This window comes from Janibacter sp. Soil728 (assembly GCF_001428305.1).
Classification (GTDB): domain Bacteria; phylum Actinomycetota; class Actinomycetes; order Actinomycetales; family Dermatophilaceae; genus Janibacter.
In genome coordinates, this window is record NZ_LMRZ01000001.1 from 400260 (window position 1) to 420217 (window position 19958).

The 19958-nt window shown below is 71.4% G+C and carries 22 protein-coding genes; 14 read left to right on the forward strand and 8 right to left on the reverse strand.

Features of this window, described 5'->3' with window-relative positions; all coding sequences use genetic code 11:
* The first annotated feature begins 114 nt into the window (after positions 1-114).
* Positions 115-1611, forward strand: coding sequence for a CoA-acylating methylmalonate-semialdehyde dehydrogenase (locus ASG73_RS01900; protein ID WP_055989966.1), 1497 nt, complete (start codon positions 115-117; stop codon positions 1609-1611).
* Positions 1612-1762: 151 nt separating this feature from the next.
* Here ASG73_RS01900 and ASG73_RS01905 read toward each other — a convergent pair whose 3' ends face one another.
* Positions 1763-2575, reverse strand: coding sequence for an alpha/beta hydrolase (locus ASG73_RS01905; protein WP_082566926.1), 813 nt, complete (start codon positions 2573-2575; stop codon positions 1763-1765).
* A 140-nt stretch (positions 2576-2715) separates the two neighbouring features.
* Here ASG73_RS01905 and ASG73_RS01910 point away from each other — a divergent pair, with 140 nt between their 5' ends.
* From ASG73_RS01910 to ASG73_RS01930, 5 genes are all read left to right on the forward strand, one after another.
* The gene (locus ASG73_RS01910; protein ID WP_055989969.1) at positions 2716-4866 is read left to right on the forward strand and encodes a HelD family protein; all 2151 of its coding nucleotides are present in this window, start codon (positions 2716-2718) and stop codon (positions 4864-4866) included.
* 215 nt (positions 4867-5081) lie between these two features.
* Positions 5082-6200, forward strand: coding sequence for a fatty acid desaturase family protein (locus ASG73_RS01915; protein ID WP_082566927.1), 1119 nt, complete (start codon positions 5082-5084; stop codon positions 6198-6200).
* Positions 6201-6211: 11 nt separating this feature from the next.
* Complete coding sequence (locus ASG73_RS01920; protein WP_055989972.1) at positions 6212-6523, forward strand: non-heme iron oxygenase ferredoxin subunit; 312 nt, start codon at positions 6212-6214, stop codon at positions 6521-6523.
* Entirely contained in the window at positions 6507-7769 is a 1263-nt protein-coding gene (locus tag ASG73_RS01925; RefSeq protein ID WP_055989976.1) for an NAD(P)/FAD-dependent oxidoreductase, read from the forward strand. Before ASG73_RS01920 ends, ASG73_RS01925 begins: the two co-directional genes overlap by 17 nt.
* Positions 7766-8782 (forward strand): LacI family DNA-binding transcriptional regulator, encoded by a 1017-nt coding sequence (locus ASG73_RS01930; protein ID WP_055989979.1) that lies wholly within the window; start codon positions 7766-7768, stop codon positions 8780-8782. Before ASG73_RS01925 ends, ASG73_RS01930 begins: the two co-directional genes overlap by 4 nt.
* 54 nt (positions 8783-8836) lie before the next feature.
* On the opposite strand, the gene ASG73_RS01935 is transcribed toward ASG73_RS01930, so the two are convergent.
* From ASG73_RS01935 to ASG73_RS01945, 3 genes are read right to left on the reverse strand one after another with little or no spacing between them, the layout of a single operon-like run.
* Positions 8837-9868 carry a Gfo/Idh/MocA family protein gene (locus tag ASG73_RS01935; RefSeq protein WP_055989982.1) on the reverse strand — a complete coding sequence of 344 codons (1032 nt, stop codon included), beginning with the start codon at positions 9866-9868 and terminating at the stop codon, positions 8837-8839.
* Position 9869: 1 nt separating this feature from the next.
* Entirely contained in the window at positions 9870-10640 is a 771-nt protein-coding gene (locus tag ASG73_RS01940) for an SDR family oxidoreductase (RefSeq protein WP_055989985.1), read from the reverse strand.
* Entirely contained in the window at positions 10640-11809 is a 1170-nt protein-coding gene (locus tag ASG73_RS01945) for a phytanoyl-CoA dioxygenase family protein (RefSeq protein WP_055989988.1), read from the reverse strand. Before ASG73_RS01945 ends, ASG73_RS01940 begins: the two co-directional genes overlap by 1 nt.
* Before the next feature lie 103 nt (positions 11810-11912).
* On the opposite strand from ASG73_RS01945, the gene ASG73_RS01950 reads away from it, so the two are divergent.
* Together ASG73_RS01950 and ASG73_RS01955 are read left to right on the forward strand one after the other, a co-directional pair.
* Complete coding sequence (locus tag ASG73_RS01950; protein WP_055989990.1) at positions 11913-12176, forward strand: type II toxin-antitoxin system VapB family antitoxin; 264 nt, start codon at positions 11913-11915, stop codon at positions 12174-12176.
* Positions 12173-12565 (forward strand): type II toxin-antitoxin system VapC family toxin, encoded by a 393-nt coding sequence (locus ASG73_RS01955; RefSeq protein WP_055989993.1) that lies wholly within the window; start codon positions 12173-12175, stop codon positions 12563-12565. The genes ASG73_RS01950 and ASG73_RS01955 overlap by 4 nt, the downstream gene beginning before the upstream one ends.
* Before the next feature lie 21 nt (positions 12566-12586).
* Here ASG73_RS01955 and ASG73_RS01960 read toward each other — a convergent pair whose 3' ends face one another.
* Entirely contained in the window at positions 12587-14059 is a 1473-nt protein-coding gene (locus ASG73_RS01960; protein WP_055991316.1) for a multicopper oxidase family protein, read from the reverse strand.
* Entirely contained in the window at positions 14056-14433 is a 378-nt protein-coding gene (locus ASG73_RS01965) for a hypothetical protein (protein WP_055989996.1), read from the reverse strand. Before ASG73_RS01965 ends, ASG73_RS01960 begins: the two co-directional genes overlap by 4 nt.
* Positions 14434-14559: 126 nt before the next feature.
* Here ASG73_RS01965 and ASG73_RS01970 point away from each other — a divergent pair, with 126 nt between their 5' ends.
* On the forward strand, positions 14560-15354 hold the full coding sequence (locus tag ASG73_RS01970; protein ID WP_055989999.1) for a MerR family transcriptional regulator: 795 nt from the start codon (positions 14560-14562) through the stop codon (positions 15352-15354).
* A gap of 111 nt (positions 15355-15465) precedes the next feature.
* Here the strand turns inward: ASG73_RS01970 and ASG73_RS01975 are convergent, their stop codons facing one another.
* Complete coding sequence (locus ASG73_RS01975) at positions 15466-16098, reverse strand: DUF5701 family protein (protein WP_055990003.1); 633 nt, start codon at positions 16096-16098, stop codon at positions 15466-15468.
* A gap of 125 nt (positions 16099-16223) precedes the next feature.
* Between ASG73_RS01975 and ASG73_RS01980 the strand changes: the two genes are divergently transcribed.
* The gene (locus ASG73_RS01980) at positions 16224-16988 is read left to right on the forward strand and encodes a CHRD domain-containing protein (protein WP_055990006.1); all 765 of its coding nucleotides are present in this window, start codon (positions 16224-16226) and stop codon (positions 16986-16988) included.
* On the opposite strand, the gene ASG73_RS18240 is transcribed toward ASG73_RS01980, so the two are convergent.
* The gene (locus ASG73_RS18240) at positions 16972-17322 is read right to left on the reverse strand and encodes a hypothetical protein (RefSeq protein ID WP_235499328.1); all 351 of its coding nucleotides are present in this window, start codon (positions 17320-17322) and stop codon (positions 16972-16974) included. The two genes, ASG73_RS01980 and ASG73_RS18240, sit on opposite strands and share 17 nt — an antisense overlap.
* 4 nt (positions 17323-17326) lie before the next feature.
* Between ASG73_RS18240 and ASG73_RS18245 the strand changes: the two genes are divergently transcribed.
* From ASG73_RS18245 to ASG73_RS02000, 4 genes are all read left to right on the forward strand, one after another.
* Positions 17327-17743 (forward strand): class F sortase, encoded by a 417-nt coding sequence (locus ASG73_RS18245; RefSeq protein ID WP_235499329.1) that lies wholly within the window; start codon positions 17327-17329, stop codon positions 17741-17743.
* A gap of 101 nt (positions 17744-17844) precedes the next feature.
* The gene (locus tag ASG73_RS01990; RefSeq protein ID WP_055990008.1) at positions 17845-18237 is read left to right on the forward strand and encodes a YciI family protein; all 393 of its coding nucleotides are present in this window, start codon (positions 17845-17847) and stop codon (positions 18235-18237) included.
* 19 nt (positions 18238-18256) lie between these two features.
* Complete coding sequence (locus ASG73_RS01995; protein ID WP_055990011.1) at positions 18257-19564, forward strand: RNA polymerase sigma factor; 1308 nt, start codon at positions 18257-18259, stop codon at positions 19562-19564.
* A 33-nt stretch (positions 19565-19597) separates the two neighbouring features.
* Complete coding sequence (locus ASG73_RS02000) at positions 19598-19945, forward strand: ArsR/SmtB family transcription factor (RefSeq protein WP_055990014.1); 348 nt, start codon at positions 19598-19600, stop codon at positions 19943-19945.
* The last annotated feature ends 13 nt before the right edge of the window (positions 19946-19958 follow it).

The window sequence follows — 19958 nt, forward strand, 5'->3', positions numbered from 1 at the left end:
CATTGCCATAGGGCAATGCAGGTCCTCGGGAGCCAAGCACCGGGACGAAGGGGGGTTCCGCCCCCTTCGTCGAGTTGTTAATATGTCCTGACAAATAGCCTTGAGGAGGCACGCATGAGCACCCCCACCCGCATCACCCACCTGGTCGGCCACTCGCCGTGGGAGGGGGAGGCCGAGCGCACCTCCGAGGTCTTCAACCCCGCCACGGGCGAGGTCACCGGTGCCCTCGACCTGGCGAGCAGCGAGACCGTCGGTGAGGTCGTGGCCGTGGCCAAGGCGGCCGCCAAGGAGTGGGGCACGGTCTCGCTCGCGCGGCGGGTGCGCATCCTCTTCGCCTTCCGCCAGCTGCTCGAGGAGCGCAAGGACGAGATCGCGCTGGCGATCACCGCCGAGCACGGCAAGACCTATGACGACGCCAAGGCCGAGATCTCCCGCGGGCAGGAGGTCGTCGAGTTCGCCTGCGGCATCCCACACCTGCTCAAGGGCGGCTTCTCCGAAAACGTGTCGACGAGCATCGACGCCTACTCGATCCTGCAGCCGCTCGGCGTCGTCGGCGTCATCTCACCCTTCAACTTCCCGGCGATGGTTCCCCTGTGGTTCGTCCCGATGGCCATCGCCACCGGCAACACGGTCGTCATCAAGCCCAGCGAGAAGGACCCGACCGCGGTCAACCTCATCGCCGACCTGTGGCGCGAGGCCGGCCTGCCCGATGGCGTGATGAATGTCGTCCACGGTGACAAGGAGGCCGTCGACGCGCTCCTGGACCACCCGGACGTCAAGGCGATCTCCTTCGTCGGCTCGACCCCGGTCGCCCGCCATGTCTACGAGCGGGGTGTCGCCAACGGCAAGCGCGTCCAGGCCCTCGGAGGCGCCAAGAACCACATGCTCGTCCTGCCCGACGCCGACCTCGACCTGGCGGCCGACGCAGCGGTCTCGGCCGGGTACGGCGCCGCCGGGGAGCGCTGCATGGCGATCTCCGTCGTGCTCGCCACCGAGTCGATCGCCGACGAGCTCGTCACCAGGATCGTCGAGCGGACCAGGACGCTGCGCACCGGCGACGGCATGGGCGAGTCCGACATGGGCCCGCTCGTCACCAGGGCTCACCTGGACAAGGTGACCGGCTACGTCGAGCAGGGCGTCGCCTCGGGCGCCGAGCTCGTCGTCGACGGACGCGAGGGGGCGGGTGACCTCGGCCCGGGGTACTTCCTCCAGCCGACCCTCTTCGACAAGGTCACGCCGGACATGTCGATCTACACCGACGAGATCTTCGGTCCCGTCCTGTGCATCGTGCGGATCGACTCCTACGACGAGGGGCTGCAGCTGATCAACGACAACCCCTACGGCAACGGCACGACGATCTTCACCAACGACGGCGGCGCCGCGCGGCGCTTCCAGCACGAGGTCGAGGTCGGCATGGTCGGCATCAACGTGCCGATCCCGACACCGATGGCCTACTACTCCTTCGGTGGGTGGAAGAACTCGCTCTTCGGTGACACCCACGCCCACGGCATCGAGGGCGTGCACTTCTTCACCCGCACCAAGGCGGTCACCCAGCGCTGGCTCGACCCGAGCCACGGCGGGCTCAACCTGGGCTTCCCGGAGAACGACTGACGACGGCGCGACGGTCGAGGCTCCGGACGAAGGGAGTCGGCTGCGCCCGCCGAAGTCCTTCGTCTCCCTCCGGGCCGCCTTGTCCTGCCCGACTTCGGCTTGATGTGCGCAGCCGACTCCCTTCGTCCTGCGCGCTGCCCAGCCCGGCGGCTCAGGCGTCGATCTGCGCGTGCACGAAGCCGAGCACGTCGTCGAGGACCTCTTCGCGGTTGGTCTCGTTGAAGATCTCGTGCCGCGCGTCGGGGTAGCTCTTGGCGACACCGTCTGCGGGCCGGATGTGGGCCCAGCCCTCGCGGCTGGGATCGATGGGCACGAGCTGGTCGTCCTCGCCGTGCAGCCAGATCGTCGGGACGCGCAGGTGGCCGCCGACGTTGATCGCCTCGATCGTCGAGCGCAGCGCCTTGAGCGTCGCGCGCTTGAAGTCCCCGTGCCAGACGAGCTCGTCCTCCTCGTAGGCGCGGCCGACATCGGGCTCCCGGCTGAGGGTCGAGATGTCGATCGGGGTCGGCGGGATCTCGTCGAGGTCGGCGAGGGCGGTGGCGGCCCAGGAGCCGATCACCGGCCCGGAGAGCACGGTCGCGCTGAGCAGGTCGGGGTGGCGCTGGGTGTAGCGCGCCGCGATCATCCCGCCCATCGAGTGGCCGATGAGCACCAGCGGCAGGTCGGGGTGGTCATCGTGGGCGCGCTGCACGAGCAGGTGCAGGTCGTCGACCACCGGCTCGAAGTCCTCGATCAGAGCCCGCTCGCCCTCGCTGCGGCCGTGGCCGATGTGGTCGTGGGCGTAGACGACGGCACCGTCGGAGGTGAGTCGGTCGGCCACCCACTGGTAGCGCCCGATGTGCTCGCCGTAGCCGTGGGCGATGACCGCCACCCACGTCGGGTCAGCGGGCGGGCTCCACAGCGATCCGATGAGCAGGCCGGCGTGGCCCTGGGTCTCGATGTCCTCGGGCGGGATGCTGCTCACGGGGTCCTCCTGGGTGACGTCGGTGTCTGCCTCCAGTCTCGCAGCCCGAGGGGGGCGAAGGGAGGCCCCGTCCCGACCCGTGGGAACGGATCCGGCAGGGTGCGCGTTGGACCAAGCCGCACCAGACGACGGGGAGAGCCTTGGCCGCACGCCACACCGACCAGACGACCGCTCACGACGCGCTCCGGGAGGAGCAGGAAGCACTGGACACGGCGCACGAGCGCCGCACGAGCCTGATGGCCGAGCTGGCGCAGCGGCTGGAGCGCAGCGCCACGCAGGACTCGGTCGCCGCGACGGCACTGACGGCGACACGGGCGCGCCGGGCCGAGCTGGAGCAGGCGGAGCAGGGGCTGGTCTTCGGGCGGCTCGACGGGCAGGACGGCAGCGTGCTGCGCATCGGTCGGGTCGGTGTGCCGGCGCTGGGTGACGACGCGGACCCGCTCGTCGTCGACTGGCGCGCGAATGCCTCTCGCGCCTTCTACACCGCGACTGCTGTTGCGCCGCAAGGGATGTCGCGCCGTCGACACATCCGGACGGATGGCCCGCTGGTCGTCGGGGTGGACGACGAGGCGCTCGACGGGTCGACCGACGGGGAGCTCGTGGGCGAGGGTGCGCTGCTCGCCGCGCTCGACGAGCGCCGCACCGGCCGCATGGGGACCGCGGTCGCGACCCTGCAGCGGGAGCAGGACGACATCGTGCGCGCCGATGCTCGCGGCGCCCTCGTCGTGCAGGGCGGGCCGGGCACCGGCAAGACCGTCGTCGCGCTGCACCGCGTGGCGTATCTCCTCTTTGCCCACCCACAGCTGGCCCGGGCCGGCGTGCTCGTCCTCGGCCCGTCGCAGCGCTTCCTCGACTACATCGGTCAGGTCCTGCCCGCCCTCGGCGAGACCGCCGTCGTCTCCGCGACCTGCGAGACCCTCGTCCCGGGAGTCCGGCCGAAGCGTTGGGAGGAGCGTCGCCTCGCCGAGATCAAGGGTCGTGCCCTCTGGCAGGAGGCGCTCACCCGGCGGGTGGCGGGGCTGGTGCCACCCCCTTCGGACCTGACAGTGCAGTGGGACGGCGAGGGATACACCGTCCCGCGGGCGACCGTGGAGCGGCTGCAGCGCAATGCGTTGTCCGGCCGCGGGTACCACCCGGCGCGGCGGATCTTCGTCGAGCACCTCGTCGACGTCCTCACCGATCTCGTGGCCGAACGCGTCGTCGAGCTGCTGGAGGCGACCGAGGAGGGTCTGGAGGACATCCTCGCCACGGTCGACGCCGGCCTGGCCAGGAGCGACGACCGCGGCGTGCAGACCCAGGCGTCGGGCGGAGCCGTGGACGGTGAGCTCAGCGAGGTCGAGGTCGAGGAGCTGCGCGCCCGGATCGAGGCCGACCCGGGTCTCGCGGACCACGTGCGGCAGTGGTGGCCGGACCGGGATCCGGCCGCGGAGCTGCGGGCCCTGCTGGCGGACCGGTCCGCGCTCGCCGAGCTCGCACCCGACCTGACCGACGAGGAGCGTGACCTCGTGGCCGCCGAGCCGGCCACCCCGGCGCCCAGCGACGTCGCCCTGCTCGACGCGATGGCCGATCTCCTCGGTGAGGAGGGGAGCCGCCGGCAGCAGGGCGAGTTCCTCGCGGACCGCGCTGCAGCACAACGCGACTGGGTCTACGGCCATGTCGTCGTCGACGAGGCGCAGGAGCTGTCGGCGATGGAGTGGCAGATGGTGGCCCGTCGCTGCCCGGCGTACTCGATCACCGCGGTCGGTGACATCGACCAGACCGAGGCTCCGCATGACCACAGTACGTGGGAGGGGGCGGTCGGCGAGGTCCTCACCGATCGGTGGAGGCAGTCGGACCTGACGATCTGCTACCGCACGCCCCGCGAGGTCATGGAGCTCACGGGCCCGGTCCTCGAAGCGGCCGGCAGCACCAACCAGCCGCCCCAGGCGGTGCGCAGCAGCGGGATCGAGCCCTGGATCCTCACCGCCACCCCGGACGAGCTCGCCGACCTGGTGCGCCGCGAGCACGCGGGGCTCGTCGAGCGCTGGGCCGGAGGGTCGGTCGGCGTCATCGCGCCGGTCGAGCGGGTCGAGGCGCTGGGAGCCGCGCTCGGTGCGGGGGCCACCGTCATGAGCGCGACCCAGGCCAAGGGTCTGGAGTGGGACGCCACGCTGCTGGTCGACCCGGCCGGCGTCGCCGCCGAGCCGCGGGGTCTGGGCGGCCTCTATGTCGCCCTGACCCGCTGCACCCAGGAGCTCGGCCGGGTCGAGGTCGCCCCGCCGCACCCATCCCCGCCGCGCGGGTGGAGGTAAACGCGCGGGTGTTTCGTCGGCGAGCCCGCCTCCACCCGGCAGGCCCGCCCACCCCCGCCGCGCGGGTGGAGGCTGACTCGCCGGTCTTTCGTCCGCGCGTATACCTCCACCGAGCGCGGGGGTGGGCGGGCGAGAGGCGAAGGGGGATTGACGCCGCCTCCTCCGCCGCGCCACACTTGTGGGACCGGTCCCACACCGACGGCGAAGGAGCCGAGATGACGACCCGTGACCGCCTCGCCTGGTACTCCCTCGAGGGCGAGGCCACCGACTTCGCGGTGGCCCACGGTCTGAGCACCGCCGACTGGTACCGCACCGACATCCCGCGCAAGCGGATGAAGGAGCTGATGCGCCGCTCCGACGCCCCCGCCATCCGCGACACGATCATCTGGCTCGGCCTGATCCTGCTCAGCGGCGCCGCGATCATCGGGCTGTGGGGATCGTGGTGGGTGGCCCCCTTCGCCCTCGTCTACGGGGTGCTCTACGGATCCGCCGGCGACTCGCGGTGGCACGAGGCGGGGCACGGCACGGCCTTCCGCACCCGGTGGATGGACCAGGCGGTCCACCAGCTCGCGTGCTTCTTCATGATGCGCAACCCGGTCACCTGGCGGTACTCGCACGCCCGGCACCACAGCGACACGCTCGTCGTCGGCCGTGACCCGGAGATCGTCGCGATGCGCCCCGCGCGCCTGGGTCGGATCCTGCTCAACCTCGTCGGGCTCGTCGACGTCCCCCAGGCGATCCTGACGATGCTGCGGCTGTCGGTCGGCCGGCTCTCCCGCGACGAGCGTGACTACGTCCCCGAGCAGGAGCACGCGGCAGCGTTCCGCGTGGCGCGGATCTGGCTGGTCGTCCACGCCGTCGTCATCGCGCTCGCCCTCGTCACGACCTCGTGGCTACCCCTCGTGCTCGTCGGCGGACCGCGCGTCTACGGCTGCTTCATGCACGTCGTCTACGGCCTGACCCAGCACTCCGGGATGGGGGAGAACGTCATCGACCACCGGCTCAACACCCGCACCGTGATCCTGGGTCCGATCAACCGATTCCTCTACTGGAACATGAACTTCCACATCGAGCACCACATGTACCCGATGGTCCCCTACCACCGGCTGCCCGAGCTGCACGAGCAGATGCGCCACGACACCCCTGAGCCCTACCCGGGTCTGATCGCCGCCTACCGCGAGATCATCCCCGCGGTCCTGCGGCAGCTGCGCGACCCCTCGTACTTCGTGCGCAGGGAGCTGCCCGCCACCGCTGCTCCCTTCCACGGCCCCGTCGACGGACTCCTGCCGCCGACCACTGCGACGACGACCACGACCGCCGCGACTGCGGCCTGAGAGGGGTGCCCATGAGCTGGACCAGGGTCTGCGAGGTCGACGACGTCGAGGAGGAGGACGTCATCGGTGTCAGCATCGACGGACGCGACATCGCCGTCTACCGCGCCGAGGACGGCAGCTTCTACGCCAGCGAGGGGCACTGCACGCACGAGCGGATGCTGCTGTGCGAAGGTCTCGTCATGGACGGCATCATCGAGTGTCCGAAGCACAACGGACGGTTCCGCATCACCGACGGCAAGGCCATGGGCGCGCCCGTGACCGTGGACCTGCGCACCCACCCGGTCAAGGTCGAGGACGGGGAGGTCCATGTCGACCTCGGCTGACCTCTCCTCAGACGTGCGGCGGATCGTCGTCGTCGGCGCCGGTGAGTGCGGCACGCACGCAGCGATGGCGCTGCGGGACAAGGGATTTGACGGCGAGATCACCCTCATCGGCCGGGAGTCCGTGCACGCCTACGAGCGACCACCCCTGTCGAAGGGAGCACTGGCCGTCGACGAGATGGCTCTCGTCCACCCGTGGACGCCGGAGCAGCTCGCGCAGGCGCACATCGACCTGCGGCTGGGTGTGGAGGTGATGGGCATCGACCTAGAGGCCGGCACCGTCACCACGACCGCTGACGCCGGCGGCGAAGAGGAGATCCCCTGGGACCGCCTGCTGCTCGCCCTCGGCTCCGACCCACGTCGCCTCCAGCTCGACGAGGTCACCTACCTGCGCACCCACGAGGACGCGGAGGCGCTGCGCGCGCTGCTGCACCCCGATGGGCATCTCCTCGTCGTCGGGGCCGGGTTCATCGGGCTCGAGATCGCCGCCGGGGCGCGTGAGCGCGGCATGGACGTCACGGTCGTCGAGGCCGGGTCGCGGGCGCTGGGGCGGATCGTGCCCGAGGAGGTGGCGGCCCAGGTCGTCGCCCTGCACGAGGCGCACGGGGTCCCCCTTCGTGTGGCGACGACGGTGACCGGGCTGCGACGCGAGGGCGACCGGGTCCGGGCGGTGCTCTCCGACGGTGACGAGCTGCTCGTCGACGCGGTCGTCGCCGGGATCGGCGCCACCCCCACGACCGCGCTCGCCGAGGCGGCCGGCCTGCTCGTCGATGACGGGATCGTCGTCGACGAGGCGCTGCGCACCTCCGATCCGAGGGTCTTCGCCGCTGGGGACTGCGCGTCCTTCCCCGACGCCCGCTCCGGCGGCCGGGTGCGGCTGGAGTCCTGGCGCAATGCCCACGACCAGGCCGAGACCGCCGCCGCGTCGATGCTCGGTCAGACCGAGGCGCACGTGGCCGTCCCGTGGTTCTGGTCCGACCAGTACGACCAGATGCTCTCTGTCGCAGGGCTGCCCGGCACGGGCGAGCGGGCAGTGCTGCGACATCGTGATGACGGGGTGCTGCTGCACCTCGGCCTCGACGCGCAGGACCGGCTCGTGCATGCGGCTGCCGTCGGCCCGGGGGCGGGCGTGGCCAAGGACATCCGGGTGGCGGAGAAGCTCATCGCCGCCGCGGTGCCGCTCGACCCGGCGCAGCTCGAGGACCCGGGAGTCCCCCTTCGCTCGATCCTCAAGGCGGCCACCGCGTGAGTCCGCGCGGGAGCGACCACCCGGTCACCCTGCGCACCGTCGCCGAGCGCGCTGGGGTCTCCAAGTCGTCGGTCTCCCGTGTGCTGCAAGGCTCCTCGCGCGTCAGCCCCGAGGCTCGGGCTGCGGTCGAGGCGGCGATCGTCGAGCTCGGGTACCGGCCCAATGCCGCCGCGCAGAGCCTCGGAGCCCGACGCACCAAGACCATCGGGGTGCTCGTCAACGACCTGCGACAGCCGTGGTTCGTCGACTTCCTCGCCGGTCTGGGTGAGCGTCTGGCCGAGCACGACCTGCATGCCTTCGTCGCCGACGGACGTCTGGACCGCGGGCTCGACGACCGGCTGCTCCACGCCTTCGTCGACATGCGCGTCGACGGCCTGGTGCTCGCCGGGACGATGCCGGTGACGGACACGATCCGCGAGGCGGCCCAGCGTCTGCCCGCCGTCATCGCCGGTATGCGCGACCTCACGCTGCCGACCGTCGACGTCGTCGCCGAGGACGATGCCGAGGGGGCCCGCCTGGCGGTCGAGCACCTCGTCGGCCTGGGCCACGAGCGGATCGCCCACATCGCCGGGCCGGACGCCGAGGTCTTCCGCCAGCGGCGCGCGGGCTACGAGGCGGCGATGCGGGCGGCGGGCCTGGGCGAGCACATCCGCGTGGTCGAGGCCGACATCACCGAGGACGACGGGTTTGCCTGCGGCGCAGCGCTCTTCGCCGCCGACCCGCCCACGGCGGTCTTCACCGTCAACGACCTGGTCTGCACGGGGGCGATGGCCGCTGCGAGGGACGCCAGCCTCTCGGTGCCGGAGGACGTCTCCTTCGTCGGCTTCGACGACAGCAGCATCGCGCGCATGCGGTGGGTCGGGCTGACGAGCGTCGACATCCAGCCGCGGGCCGTCGGTGAGCTCACCGCGGACCTCCTCGTCGATCGCATCGCCGAGCCGGACCGGCCGGCCCGCGAGCACCTCGTCGCGCCTGCGCTGCGGGTGCGCACCTCGACGGCAGCTCGCCCGTAGAGCCCTCGGGTGGAGGTGGACTCGCCGACGATTCACCCGCGCGTTTACCTCCAATCAGCGGGAGGCGGAGGCGGAAGCGCGCACCTCCTCGATCGTCACCGGGCGGTGCTCCGCGGCAGAGAGAGTCGCCGCCTCGGCGGTCCACGTCGTGCCCATCGCGTCGGCGACGGTGCACGGGTTGTCGACCTCGCCCGCCGCGACCTGCGTGAAGACGCCCATCTCGGTGCGGAAGGCCTCGGTCAGGCGGTCCATGAAGAACTCGTGGGCGGGCCCGCTCGGCCAGGTGATCCCCGGCTGTGTGGAGCGAAGGGGGAGCCCCTCGTCCAGTCCTGCGGCCACCGCGTCCTTGACCCCGTGCACCTCGAGCCGCACGTCGTAGCCGCGGCCGTTGGTGCGGGTGTTGGACACGACGCCGATCGTGCCGTCGGAGAGGGTGAGCAGCGCCGAGACCGTGGAGTGGTCGCCGTGCGCCGCGTACATCTCGTGCGGGGCGTCCGGGTCGACCGCTCCCGTGGCGTAGACCTCGACGACCTCCTGGCCGGTCACCCAGCGCACCGCGTCGAAGTCGTGCACCGAGCAGTCGCGGAAGACGCCGCCGCTCACCGCGAGGTAGGCGGCCGGCGGGGGAGCCGGGTCCAGCGTGGTCGAGCGCACCGTCGTGATCCGACCGAGCGTGCCCGACCGCACCGCGTCGCGTGCGGCGACGAAGGCCGGGTCGAAGCGCCGCGGGTAGCCGATCTGCACGGGCACGTCGCTCTCGGCGACCGCTGCCTCGACGGCCAGGGCGTCGGCGAGGGTCCCGGCGATGGGCTTCTCGCACAGGGTGGGGATCCCCTGCGCCACGGCTGCCCGGATGAGGTCGGCGTGTGTGTCGGTGGCCGCCGCGATGACGACGCCGTCGAGGCCGTCGGCCAGCAGGACGGCAGGGTCGGCGACGGCCCGGGCCTTGGCGATCCGGCCGGTCACCGCGTCGACGGCGGCCGCGACGGGGTCGGTGACGACGAGCTCCTCGACGTGCTCGAGGCCCGCGAGGGTGGTGGCGTGGAAGGCGCCGATGCGCCCGAGTCCGATGAGTCCGATGCGCATCTCAGTCCTGTCCTCCGATGACCTGCTGGTCCCAGTCGATGACGGAGCCGGTGACGACCCCCGAGCGGTCGGACAGGAGGAAGACGACCGCGTCCGCGATCTCGTCCACCTGTCCGAGCTTGCCCATGGGCAGGCGCGCGCCCGCCTGCTCCACCCAGTCGTCCCCGGCGTCGTGCCAGCGTCGCTGGGTCGTGTCCTCGCCCGACGTGTGTGTCCACCCGATGTTGAGCGCGTTGACCCGGATGCGGTCGAAGCGGTGCGCGTGGGCGACATTCTTGGTCAGCCCGGCCAGGCCCGCCTTGGCCGCGACATAGGGCGCCAGGTAGGGCTGCCCGCCCCGAGCGCTGATGCTCGAGATGTTGACGATCGTGCCGGGCTCGCCGCGCGAGGTCATGTCCGAGATCGCCGCCTGCATGGTGAAGAAGGGACCGCGCAGGTTGGTCGCGATCTGCCGGTCGAAGAGCTCGGGCGTGGTGTCGAGGATCGACCCGCGGTCGGTCAGGCCGGCGCAGTTGACGAGGCAGTCGACCCGGCCGTGCCGCTCGATCGCCTGCGCCACAACCCCCTTCGCCTGCTCCGGGTCGGAGACATCACCGATGACGGCACTGACGGCCTCGCCCAGCTCGTCGACGAGGACCTCGCCGGGCTCGAGGCGGCGGCCGGTGACGACGACGGAGGCACCCTCGCGGACGGCTGCGCGGGCGATGCCCGCACCCAGCCCGGAGGTGCCGCCGACGATGACGACGACCTTGTCGGTGAGCAGATCGTGCATCAGATCTCCTGGGTGGCGCGGCGGGTGGAGTGGGCGGTCAGGCGGGCGGCGAGGACATCGGGAGAGGTGCCCTCGGCGAGGGCCTCGCGCACGACGTCCGCCTGCGAAGGGGGTGACATCCCGTCGACGGGCTGGTCCAGATCGAGGTTGGTCGGGAAGGCGTAACCCTCTGCGCTGGCGGCCACCGCGTGCCGCACGTCGTGCCCGGCGGCCGTGCGGGACAGCAATGTCGGGTAGATCGCGGTGACCACCTGCTCACGGTCGACCGACTCCATCGCCCGACCGAAGGCGGAGCTGATCTGCAGCAGGTTGGCCATCCGGCGCACATCGCTCGTCGTGTTGGACCCGGCCGCGTGGAAGAGAGCGGGGTTGAAGAAGACGGCATCCCCCTTCGCCAGCGGCAGCTGCACGTGGTGCTCGGCGAAGTAGTCCTGGAACTGCGGGAGCCAGTAGGCGAGGTAGCCGTGGGAGTACTTCTGCGAGTGGGGCAGGTAGAGGGTCGGCCCGGTCTCGATCGGCATGTCGCAGTGGGCGATCGCACCCTGCAGGGTGAGCACGGGCGAGAGCGCGTGCACGTGCCGCGGGTAGCGCTCGGTGACCTCGGGCGAGGTGAAGCCGAGGTGGTAGTCGCGGTGCACGGTCTGCCCGACGCCGCCGGGGTTGACGACGTTGACCTGACTGGTCACCTGGTACCCGGGGCCCAGCCAGGACCGTGCGGCCAGGGCGACCAGGTCATCCGCGTAGTAGTCGACGAAGTCCTCCGGGTGCGCGACCGCCAGCTTTTCGAGCGCGTTCCAGATGCGGTCGTTGACGCCACCGGCCGCGAAGTGGTCGCCGACCTCGCCCCCCGTGGCCCGCTCGGCCGTGATGATCTCCTCGAAGGCCGCGGACACCCGGTCGAGGACGGGGTGGGGGAGGGCGCCGGCCAGGACGAAGATGCCCGGCCCGTCGGCGAGGACCGCAGCGAGCTCGGACTCGACCGCGGCGCACCCCTCGTCGGTCGCGGTCGCCTCACGCAGGGTGGCCGCGTCGTAGATCGGCACCTGCTGATCGACGCGGTCGGTGAAGGCGAGCACCGGGTCGTGCTGGGCAGCGAGGAGATCGCGCAGGTCCTCCACGTGGCAGTCGGCCTGCCGCAGCCGGGCGAAGGGAGTGGACATCGGTGTCATGCCCCCAGCATTCCCTGTCCGGCTGGACGTCGTCGAGGTCCCAGGACCGCACCCTCCTCGATGATGGGTAGACTTGTTCTTACCAGGGTAGAAAGGGGTCGTCGTGGGTCTGAACATCAAGAACCAGCACGTGCACGATCTCGCCCGTGAGCTGGCCCGTCGCACCGGAGCCACCCAGACGGGCGCCATCGAGGACGCACTCCAACGCCGGCTGGACGCGCTGCGGTCGAACGACGCAGAGGCGGCGCGTCGGCGGCGGCTGCATCGGCTCATGGACGAGATCGAGGCCGAGACGACGGATGAGGAGCGAGCCCTGACGAGTCGGGCCATGGACGAGCTGTACGACGATCGCGGTCTGCCCACATGATCGTCGACACCTCCGTGATCGTCTGCATCCACGAGGGGGAGCCCGAGGCCCGCCAGTACTTGGACGTGCTGCTCGACACGGACACCCCGCGGATCTCGGCCGGGACGCTCCTCGAGACGTCAGTCGTCCTGGACTCCCGACAGCCGTTGCGCAGCTCGCGCCGTCTGGACCGGCTCGTGAGAGACCTGCAGCTTCAGGTGGTCCCTGTGGACGAGGCGCAGGTCGAGATCGCTCGGGTCGCCTACCGGGACTACGGCAAGGGGTCAGGTCACGCCGCGGGGCTCAACTTCGGGGACTGCTTCGCGTACGCGCTCGCCACGACGACGGGCGAGTCGCTGTTGTACAAGGGCGAGGACTTCGGCCACACGGACGTCACGCCCGTGCTCTGATCGACGGCGCGGGCTGCGAGATCACCCGACGGAGAAGTCCGCCATCATCATTCGGTCCTCGTGCTCGAGGTTGTGGCAGTGCAGGACGTACCGCCCGCGGAATCCCTCGATCGGCACGAGCACCTCGGCGCGGGAGGTCGGGCCGATGTCGATGGTGTCCTTCCACGCCGGCGCCCCGTCCTGGTCGACCTGGAAGTGCACGAGGTGGGCGTGCACCGGGTGGTGCACGTCGGTGGTGAAGCGCCACCGCTCGACGGTGCCGAGCTCGGCGCCGAAGAGGTCCTCCCCGGGACGGTAGGGCTGCCCGTTGATCGACCACATGGGCAGTGACCGGTCGTTGCCGGAGTGCGAACCGTGTCCGCCGGGCATGGGCTGGCCGAGGGCGAGGTGGAAGTCTCGGGTCGTGACCACGAGCGATGGGTCGATCCGCTCGATCGTGGACAGCCGCTCGGGCACGTGGGAGTCGTCCGTGGCCCGCCGGGCGACGTCGAGGCGCATCACCTGCGCCATCGCGCCGTCGCCGAGCCGGTTGACGAGGGTGACCTGCTCACCGACGCCGTACTGGGAGAAGTCGATGACAACATCCGCTCGCTCGGCCGGCGCGAGGGTCAGCGTCGAACGGTGGTGGGGTTTGGTGAGCAACCCCTGGTCGGTGCCGACCTGGACGATGTCCTGCCCTGGGTCGAGGGCCAGCTCGAGCCGTCGAGCGTTGCAGGCGTTGAGGATCCGCAGCCGGTACCGCGCTGCGTCGACGTCGAGACGCGGCCACGGAGTGCCGTTGACGAGCATGACGTCGCCGAGCAGACCGCCGTGATAGCGGTGGTCGATCGCCCCGTCGACGACCGGGTAGACGAGCTCTGCGTCCTCGCCGAAGGACCGGTCGGTGAGGACGAGCGTCAGCTCGCGCTCACCGCGGGGCAGCCCGAGATCGACCTCGGCAGGGTCGCGCAGCACGACGGCTCCCGCCATGCCGGCGTAGACATTCGGCCCCGTGCGGTCCATCGCGTGGTCGTGGTACCAGAGCGTCGCCGCGCGCTGGTCGAGCGGGTACCGGTACTCGCGCTCCCTGCCCGGCTGCACGAGGTCGGTCGGGTAGCCGTCGTGCTCGGGCCGGGTCACGCCACCGTGCAGGTGGTTGACGACCGGGACGTCGAGCTCGTTGCGGACCGTCAGGGCGAGGGGATCCCCCTTCGTCGCCTCGATCGTCGGCCCGGGGAAGAGCCCGTCGTACCCCGCGATCTCCGTCGTGCGACCGGGAAGGATCTCGATCCCCTTGCGCCGCACCGTGACCCGCGCCCTGCCGTCCCGATCGGGACGAAGGGGGGTCAACCGCGGAAGCTCCGTGACGAAGGGAGCGGGCAGCGGCACCCTGCTCGGCAGCAGCGCCCCGGTCGAGCCGCCGGGAGAGGTCAGGGCCAGGCCGCACGCGGTGAGGCCGACCCCGGAGACGATGCCTCCGGAGAGGGTGAAGAGCTGGCGACGGGACAGGCTCACCGGGTCGCTCCCTTCGTCCACGGCCAGATCGCCAGGCACACGGCGAGGGCCACGAGCAGCACCCCGAGCGGGATGTGCACGGCGAGCAGCCTGGCGTGGCCGATCGCGACCTGGGCGGTCGTGAGCACGCCGAGGGCGACGCTGCCGATCCCGACCCACGGTCTGCGGGTGAGGACCGCGAGCAGCAGGCCGACGGCTGCCGTCGCCATGGTCGGCAGGACGAGGATCCCGCCGGCGATCGAGTGCAGGTCGAAGGCCGCCCAGCTGCCCTGGAGGAAGGACCCGATCGAGATCGGCTGCAGGACGAAGAGGATCGCCTGCGGGATGGTCAGCACGCGGAAGATCCACAGGGTCGCGAGGGCCGGGGAGGACATGTCATCGACGCTATGGACGGGGACGGCCAAGGACCATGGGCCGGACACCCCGGACGGAGGTGGGGCTCGCCCCCCTTCCGCCGTCGGGCTTGACCCTCACGCGACGTGAGGCAGCAGGCTCTTGCCATGACCAAGATCGCGCGGCTGTCGCAGACTGGCCTCATGGAGGCGCTCACGGTGGGACAGGTGGCCGAGACCTTCGGCGTGACGGTGCGGACGCTGCACCACTACGACGAGGTCGGGCTGCTGCACCCGAGCGAGCGCACCCCTGCGGGCTATCGGCTCTACACCGCAGGCGACCTGGAGCGGCTGAGCACGATCGTCGTCTACCGACGGCTGGGGTTCCGGCTGGAGGAGATCGGCGAGCTGCTGGCTGCCGAGGGCGCCGAGGTGATCGACCACCTGCGGCGGCAGCGCGACGAGGTCAGGTCCAGGTTGGCGGAGATGGCCGACCTGGTCGATGCGATCGATCGACGACTGGAGGCAGAGATGAAGGACCAGCCCGCAACGACCGAAGACCTCAAGGAGCTCTTCGGCGACGGCTACAACGAGGACTACCAGGCCGAGGCGCAGGAGCGCTGGGGCGACACCGACAAGTGGGCGCAGTCCCAGCAGCGCACCAAGGACATGACGCCCGCACAGTGGGCGGAGGTCAAGGCCGAGACCGAGGGCTTCGAGTCGGACCTCGGGGCGGCGGTCCGTGCCGGGACGCCGGTCGACGGCGACGCCGCGGCTGCCCTGGCCGAGCGGCACCGGGCGAGCATCGATCGCTTCTACGACTGCGACCACGAGTTCCAGGTCTGCCTGGCGCAGATGTACCTCTCGGACCCGCGGTTCACCGCGCACTACGAGGACATCGAGCCCGGCACCGCCCAGTGGCTGCACGACGCGATCGTGAGCAACGCGGCCAACGCCGGCTGAGCCGCAGGCGCGGCAAACTGCGCCAACGCCGGCTGAGGTGAGACGAGCGCCAGCGAGGAGCCTCGAAGCCACGGTGGCTTCGAGGCTTCGGCCGTGGACGGCCTACGCACCTCAGCCAGCGTTGGCTGCGCGTGCCGCGGCCGAGGCGAAACCGAGCCACGTGTGCCGGTTGCCCGCCCAGCACCACCCGACCTTGGGTGCACCCTTGCGCGCCGCGCCGTCACGGCCGGTGCCGTTGCTGATCCACAGGGCCGGGGTCCGCGAGTCCAGGCCCGCTCCCTTCGCCTTGGGCTTGCGCGAGGCGATCGTCATGAAGCACCGGTTGCGCTCGAGCCACTGCGGCTCCTGCAGCAGCCAGCTGATCCCCTCGCTCACGGTGAGCGGGTGGCGGCCGCGCTCGCGGATCGCGGGCAGTGCCTCGTCCGGGGACCAGTTGGCCATCTCGTCACCGCGCTCGAGGCCGGTGACCCAGTAGAGCGGTGCGTCCGGGACGACCTCGCCCTCGATCGGCACGAAGTCGTCGAGGTCCGTCAGGTCCTCGACGACGAAGCCGGGCGTGTCCCCGAGGGCCAGCAGGCGGGCGAGGTCGGCCGCAGACACGAGCGAAGGGTGGACCACCAGCACGCCGTCGCCCCCAGGGGCGTCGGGGACGAGGTCGGCGAAGGCGGCGTCGGTGATCCCGGCGAGGGCGGGCACCCCGAGCTCGACGAGGCAGGCGGTCTGGGTGGCGGCGTCGGCGGTCATCGTCGGTGCAACGAGGGGCCGGAAAACTTTCTTCCCCACAGTCCAATCCGGATCGGCAGCGGGTCCGAACCCCCTCCTGCCACATCGAGGCGGCACCTGGTCGCCGGGCTACAGGAGGACTTCCAATGCGCACCTCACGAATCGCCACCATCGCCGCGACCGCCGCCCTGGTCGGTCTGCCCCTGCTCGCGAGCCCCGCCAGTGCCGAAGGGCACGGGGGCGGTGAGCTGACGGCCACCTTGTCCCAGCTCAACGACTCCGGCGCCTCGGGCACCGCGTGGGCCAAGGTGACGGGTAACCAGGTCGAGATCAAGCTCGACACCAAGGGCCTGCTCGCCGGCGCCCCGCACGCCCAGCACATCCACATCGGCGGGACCAACACCTGCCCGACGAACGGGCAGACGGGCACCGGCGCCGACGGGGCCCTGACGACCACCGACGGAGCGGCCCAGTACGGCGCCGTCGCGGTCTCCCTGACCAAGACGGGCGGGATGACCGGGATGGACCACGCCCTGGACGTCGCGAACTTCCCGAGCGAGGGGGCCTACACCTACTCCCGCACGATCACCGTCGATGCAGCGGTTGCCAAGCAGATCGCCGCGGGTGACGGTGTCGTCGTCGTCCACGGCGTCGACCACGACGGCTCCGGCAAGTACGACGGAGCCGCGAAGTCGGACCTGGACCCGAAGCTGCCCGCCGAGGCCACCAACCCGGCCGCCTGCGGTGAGCTCAACGTCGCCCAGATGAACATGCCGCACGGCGGCGTCGAGACCGGTGGTTCCGACACCGCCGGTACCGAGTACGCCGGTGGGTTCGCCCTCGGTGCACTGGCACTGGGCCTGGGTGGGGTCGGTTTCGCCGCCACCCGTCGCATCAAGACCAACCGCTGATCAAGATGACGACCGAGCAGGCCGGAGGACGCCGAGGCCGAACAGTAGCCGTGGTGGCGTCTGCCGGCCTGCTCCTGGCCGGCGCCGGGACCGTCGGGTGGGCAGCCACCCACCAGGTCCCGGCGCCCCCCATGCCCGTGGCCACCTCGAGCTCGAGCAGCAGCTCCAGCTCGAGCGTGGCCACGCCCACCAGGTCGTCGACCAGCTCGTCGACCAGCTCCTCCTCGGCGACGTCTTCGGCCGCACCTTCGACGACGCCGGCAGCGCCCCCTTCGCCCACCACGGCGGAGCCGCTCGCCAGGTCCAAGCCCACCGCGGTCCGGCTGCCGGGCATCGACGTGGACTCACCGATCCACGGACTCGGTCTGGACGCCCAGGGCCAGCTGAAGGTGCCGTCGGGCGAGCGGTACGACGAGGTCGCCTGGTACGACGGCTCGCCCACACCTGGTGAGGTCGGGCCGGCGGTCCTCGAGGGGCACGTCACCGGGTCCGGCCACGATCCCTCCGTCTTCTTCGAGCTGGGGGCGACGAAGAAGGGGGATCTGGTCGAGGTGGACCGCGCGGACGGCAGCACGGCGACCTTCAAGGTCACCGATGTGCGCAAGTACCCGAAGGCCGACTTCCCGCGCGTCGACGTGTACGGCGCGACGGCGGGCCCCGAGCTGCGGATCATCACCTGCGGCGGCACCTACGACGGCGCGGCCCGACGGCACCTCGACAATGTCGTCGTCTTCGCCAAGCTCGTGGAGGACTGAGCAGGCAGGATGTCGAGGACGCCTCGTCGGCTCCGACGTCCGGGGTGTCATGGCCATCACGGCCGATCACCGACACCGCCGCCGGCGGCAGGAGGCACCACGTGAAGTTCGTCATCCTCATCCACTCCACCCCCGAGCCGTGGGGGCACCCCACCGGTGACTTCGTCGCCGAGCACCAGGCCCTGCCGCAGGAGCAGCGCGACGACATGAACGCGCACTTCGACCAGGTGCTCACCCAGCTGCAGGAAGCCGGTGAGCTCGTCGGCGGTGAGGCCCTGGGCGACCCGCGCAGCTCCACGCTCTTCCGCTGGGCCGACGGCGACCCGATCGCCTCCGACGGTCCCTACGCGGAGACCAAGGAGCAGTTCGCCGGGTTCTTCCTCATCGACGTCGCCAGCCGTGAGCGAGCCGAGGAGATCGCCGCCCACTTCGCCGGCCCCGGCGAGACGATCGAGCTTCGTCCGACGATGTGGCCGGGCGGCGACGAGCAGTGACGAGCACGCTGGCTGAGGTGTGAGTCCGCGCAGCGGGCGAGCCTCGAAGCCCGGCGAGGACGTCTGGCGGGAGCACACCGCCGACGTCCTCGCCGCGCTCGTGCGACGCAGCGGCGACTTCGGTGCGTGCGAGGACGCTGTCCAGGAGGCGCTGCTCGCCGCGTCCCAGCAGTGGCCGGTCGACGGGACCCCCGAGGACCCCAAGGCATGGCTGGTCCGAGTGGCCTCCCGCCGACTGATCGACGGCCACCGCAGCACCACCTCCCGGGAGCGAAGGGAGGAGGCCGAGTCCCGCTCTGCCGCACCGCTTCTCGACGGGCCGGTGCCCGACGGGCTGGTGTTCGGCAGTGCGGTCGCGCCGGGCGAGGACGACACGCTGCGGATGTGCATGCTCTGCGCGCACCCCGACCTGAGCGATGCCTCCCGCGTGGCGCTCACCCTGCGCGCCGTCGCCGGGCTGACGACGGCGCAGGTCGCGGCCTGCTTCCTCGTGCCCGAGGCGACGATGGCGCAGCGGATCAGTCGGGCCAAGGCGACGATCAGGGGCAGCGATGCTCCCTTCGCCCCGCCGACGCAGGATGACGCGGTGGCGCGGCTGCACGCCGTCCGACATGTCGTCTACCTCGTCTTCACCGCGGGGCACACGACCGCGGCCGGCGAGCGGCTCGTCGACACCGACCTGCAGCGCGAGGCGCTGCGCCTGGCCGAGCGGCTGCACCGAGCGCTGCCCCGCGACCCGGAGACCGCCGGCCTGCTCGCCCTGCTGCTCATCGACCACGCGCGCACGGACGCCCGGCAGGACGCGGCGGGCGACCTCATCCCCCTCGACGAGCAGGACCGCACGTGCTGGGACGACGCGGCCATCGCCCGCGGGGTCGCCCTCGTCGAGGAGTCGCTGACCAGAGGAGCGGTCGGCCCCTTCCAGCTGCAGGCCGCGATCGCCGCCGTCCACGGGGAGGCCACCACGGCGGGCGAGACCGACTGGCCGCAGATCGAGGTGCTCTACCGGATGCTGCTGCGCATTGCGCCGTCGCCGATGGTCGAGCTCAATCTCGCTGCGGCAGTGGGGATGTCGCAGGGTCCTGCTGCCGGTCTGGCGGCCCTGGAGCCACTCCTCGACGACCCGCTCCTCGCGCGCGGCCACCGGATCCACGCCGTCCGGGCGCACCTGCTGGAGCGGGCGGGGCGTCGCGAGGAGGCCGCCGAGGCCTACCTGCTCGCAGCCAGCCGCACCCAGAGCATCCCTGAGCAGCGCTACCTCAATCGGCGGGCTGCCGCTCTCAGGATTCTCGGGTGGCCCGAGAATCCCGAAGCCCCGAAGTCTTGACAACCTACAACCACACGGTTGTAGGTTGGTCTCATGACATCGAGCGACGAGGACCGGGCAGACGCCTTCTTCCACGCGCTCGCCGACAGCACCAGGCGCGACATCCTGCGCCGGGTGCTGGCCGGGGAGTACTCGGTGTCTGCCCTGGCCGTGGACTACCCGATGAGCTTCGCCGCCGTGCAGAAGCACGTGGCGGTGCTCGAGCGGGCAGGGCTGATCACCAAGCGCCGCAGTGGACGCGAGTCCCTGGCGAGCGGAGACGTCGAGGCCGTGCGAGCGGTCGGCGCGATGCTCACCGAGCTCGAGGACGTCTGGCGCGGACGGGTCAAGGGCATCGACGCCCTCCTGGCCCAGGACACCACCACCGACACCACCACCTGACCCACCCAGGAGA

Excerpts from the sequence above, each read along its gene's own strand:
- ASG73_RS01900 (WP_055989966.1), top strand. The coding sequence starts at position 115 with ATGAGCACCCCCACCCGCATCACCCACCTGGTCGGCCACTCGCCGTGG.
- ASG73_RS01915 (WP_082566927.1), top strand. The coding sequence starts at position 5,082 with ATGACGACCCGTGACCGCCTCGCCTGGTACTCCCTCGAGGGCGAGGCC.
- ASG73_RS01920 (WP_055989972.1), top strand. The coding sequence starts at position 6,212 with ATGAGCTGGACCAGGGTCTGCGAGGTCGACGACGTCGAGGAGGAGGAC.
- ASG73_RS01925 (WP_055989976.1), top strand. The coding sequence starts at position 6,507 with ATGTCGACCTCGGCTGACCTCTCCTCAGACGTGCGGCGGATCGTCGTC.
- ASG73_RS01935 (WP_055989982.1), bottom strand. The coding sequence starts at position 9,868 with ATGCGCATCGGACTCATCGGACTCGGGCGCATCGGCGCCTTCCACGCC.
- ASG73_RS01940 (WP_055989985.1), bottom strand. The coding sequence starts at position 10,640 with ATGCACGATCTGCTCACCGACAAGGTCGTCGTCATCGTCGGCGGCACC.
- ASG73_RS01945 (WP_055989988.1), bottom strand. The coding sequence starts at position 11,809 with ATGACACCGATGTCCACTCCCTTCGCCCGGCTGCGGCAGGCCGACTGC.
- ASG73_RS01955 (WP_055989993.1), top strand. The coding sequence starts at position 12,173 with ATGATCGTCGACACCTCCGTGATCGTCTGCATCCACGAGGGGGAGCCC.
- ASG73_RS01965 (WP_055989996.1), bottom strand. The coding sequence starts at position 14,433 with ATGTCCTCCCCGGCCCTCGCGACCCTGTGGATCTTCCGCGTGCTGACC.
- ASG73_RS01970 (WP_055989999.1), top strand. The coding sequence starts at position 14,560 with ATGACCAAGATCGCGCGGCTGTCGCAGACTGGCCTCATGGAGGCGCTC.
- ASG73_RS01975 (WP_055990003.1), bottom strand. The coding sequence starts at position 16,098 with ATGACCGCCGACGCCGCCACCCAGACCGCCTGCCTCGTCGAGCTCGGG.
- ASG73_RS01980 (WP_055990006.1), top strand. The coding sequence starts at position 16,224 with ATGCGCACCTCACGAATCGCCACCATCGCCGCGACCGCCGCCCTGGTC.
- ASG73_RS18240 (WP_235499328.1), bottom strand. The coding sequence starts at position 17,322 with ATGCCCGGCAGCCGGACCGCGGTGGGCTTGGACCTGGCGAGCGGCTCC.
- ASG73_RS02000 (WP_055990014.1), top strand. The coding sequence starts at position 19,598 with ATGACATCGAGCGACGAGGACCGGGCAGACGCCTTCTTCCACGCGCTC.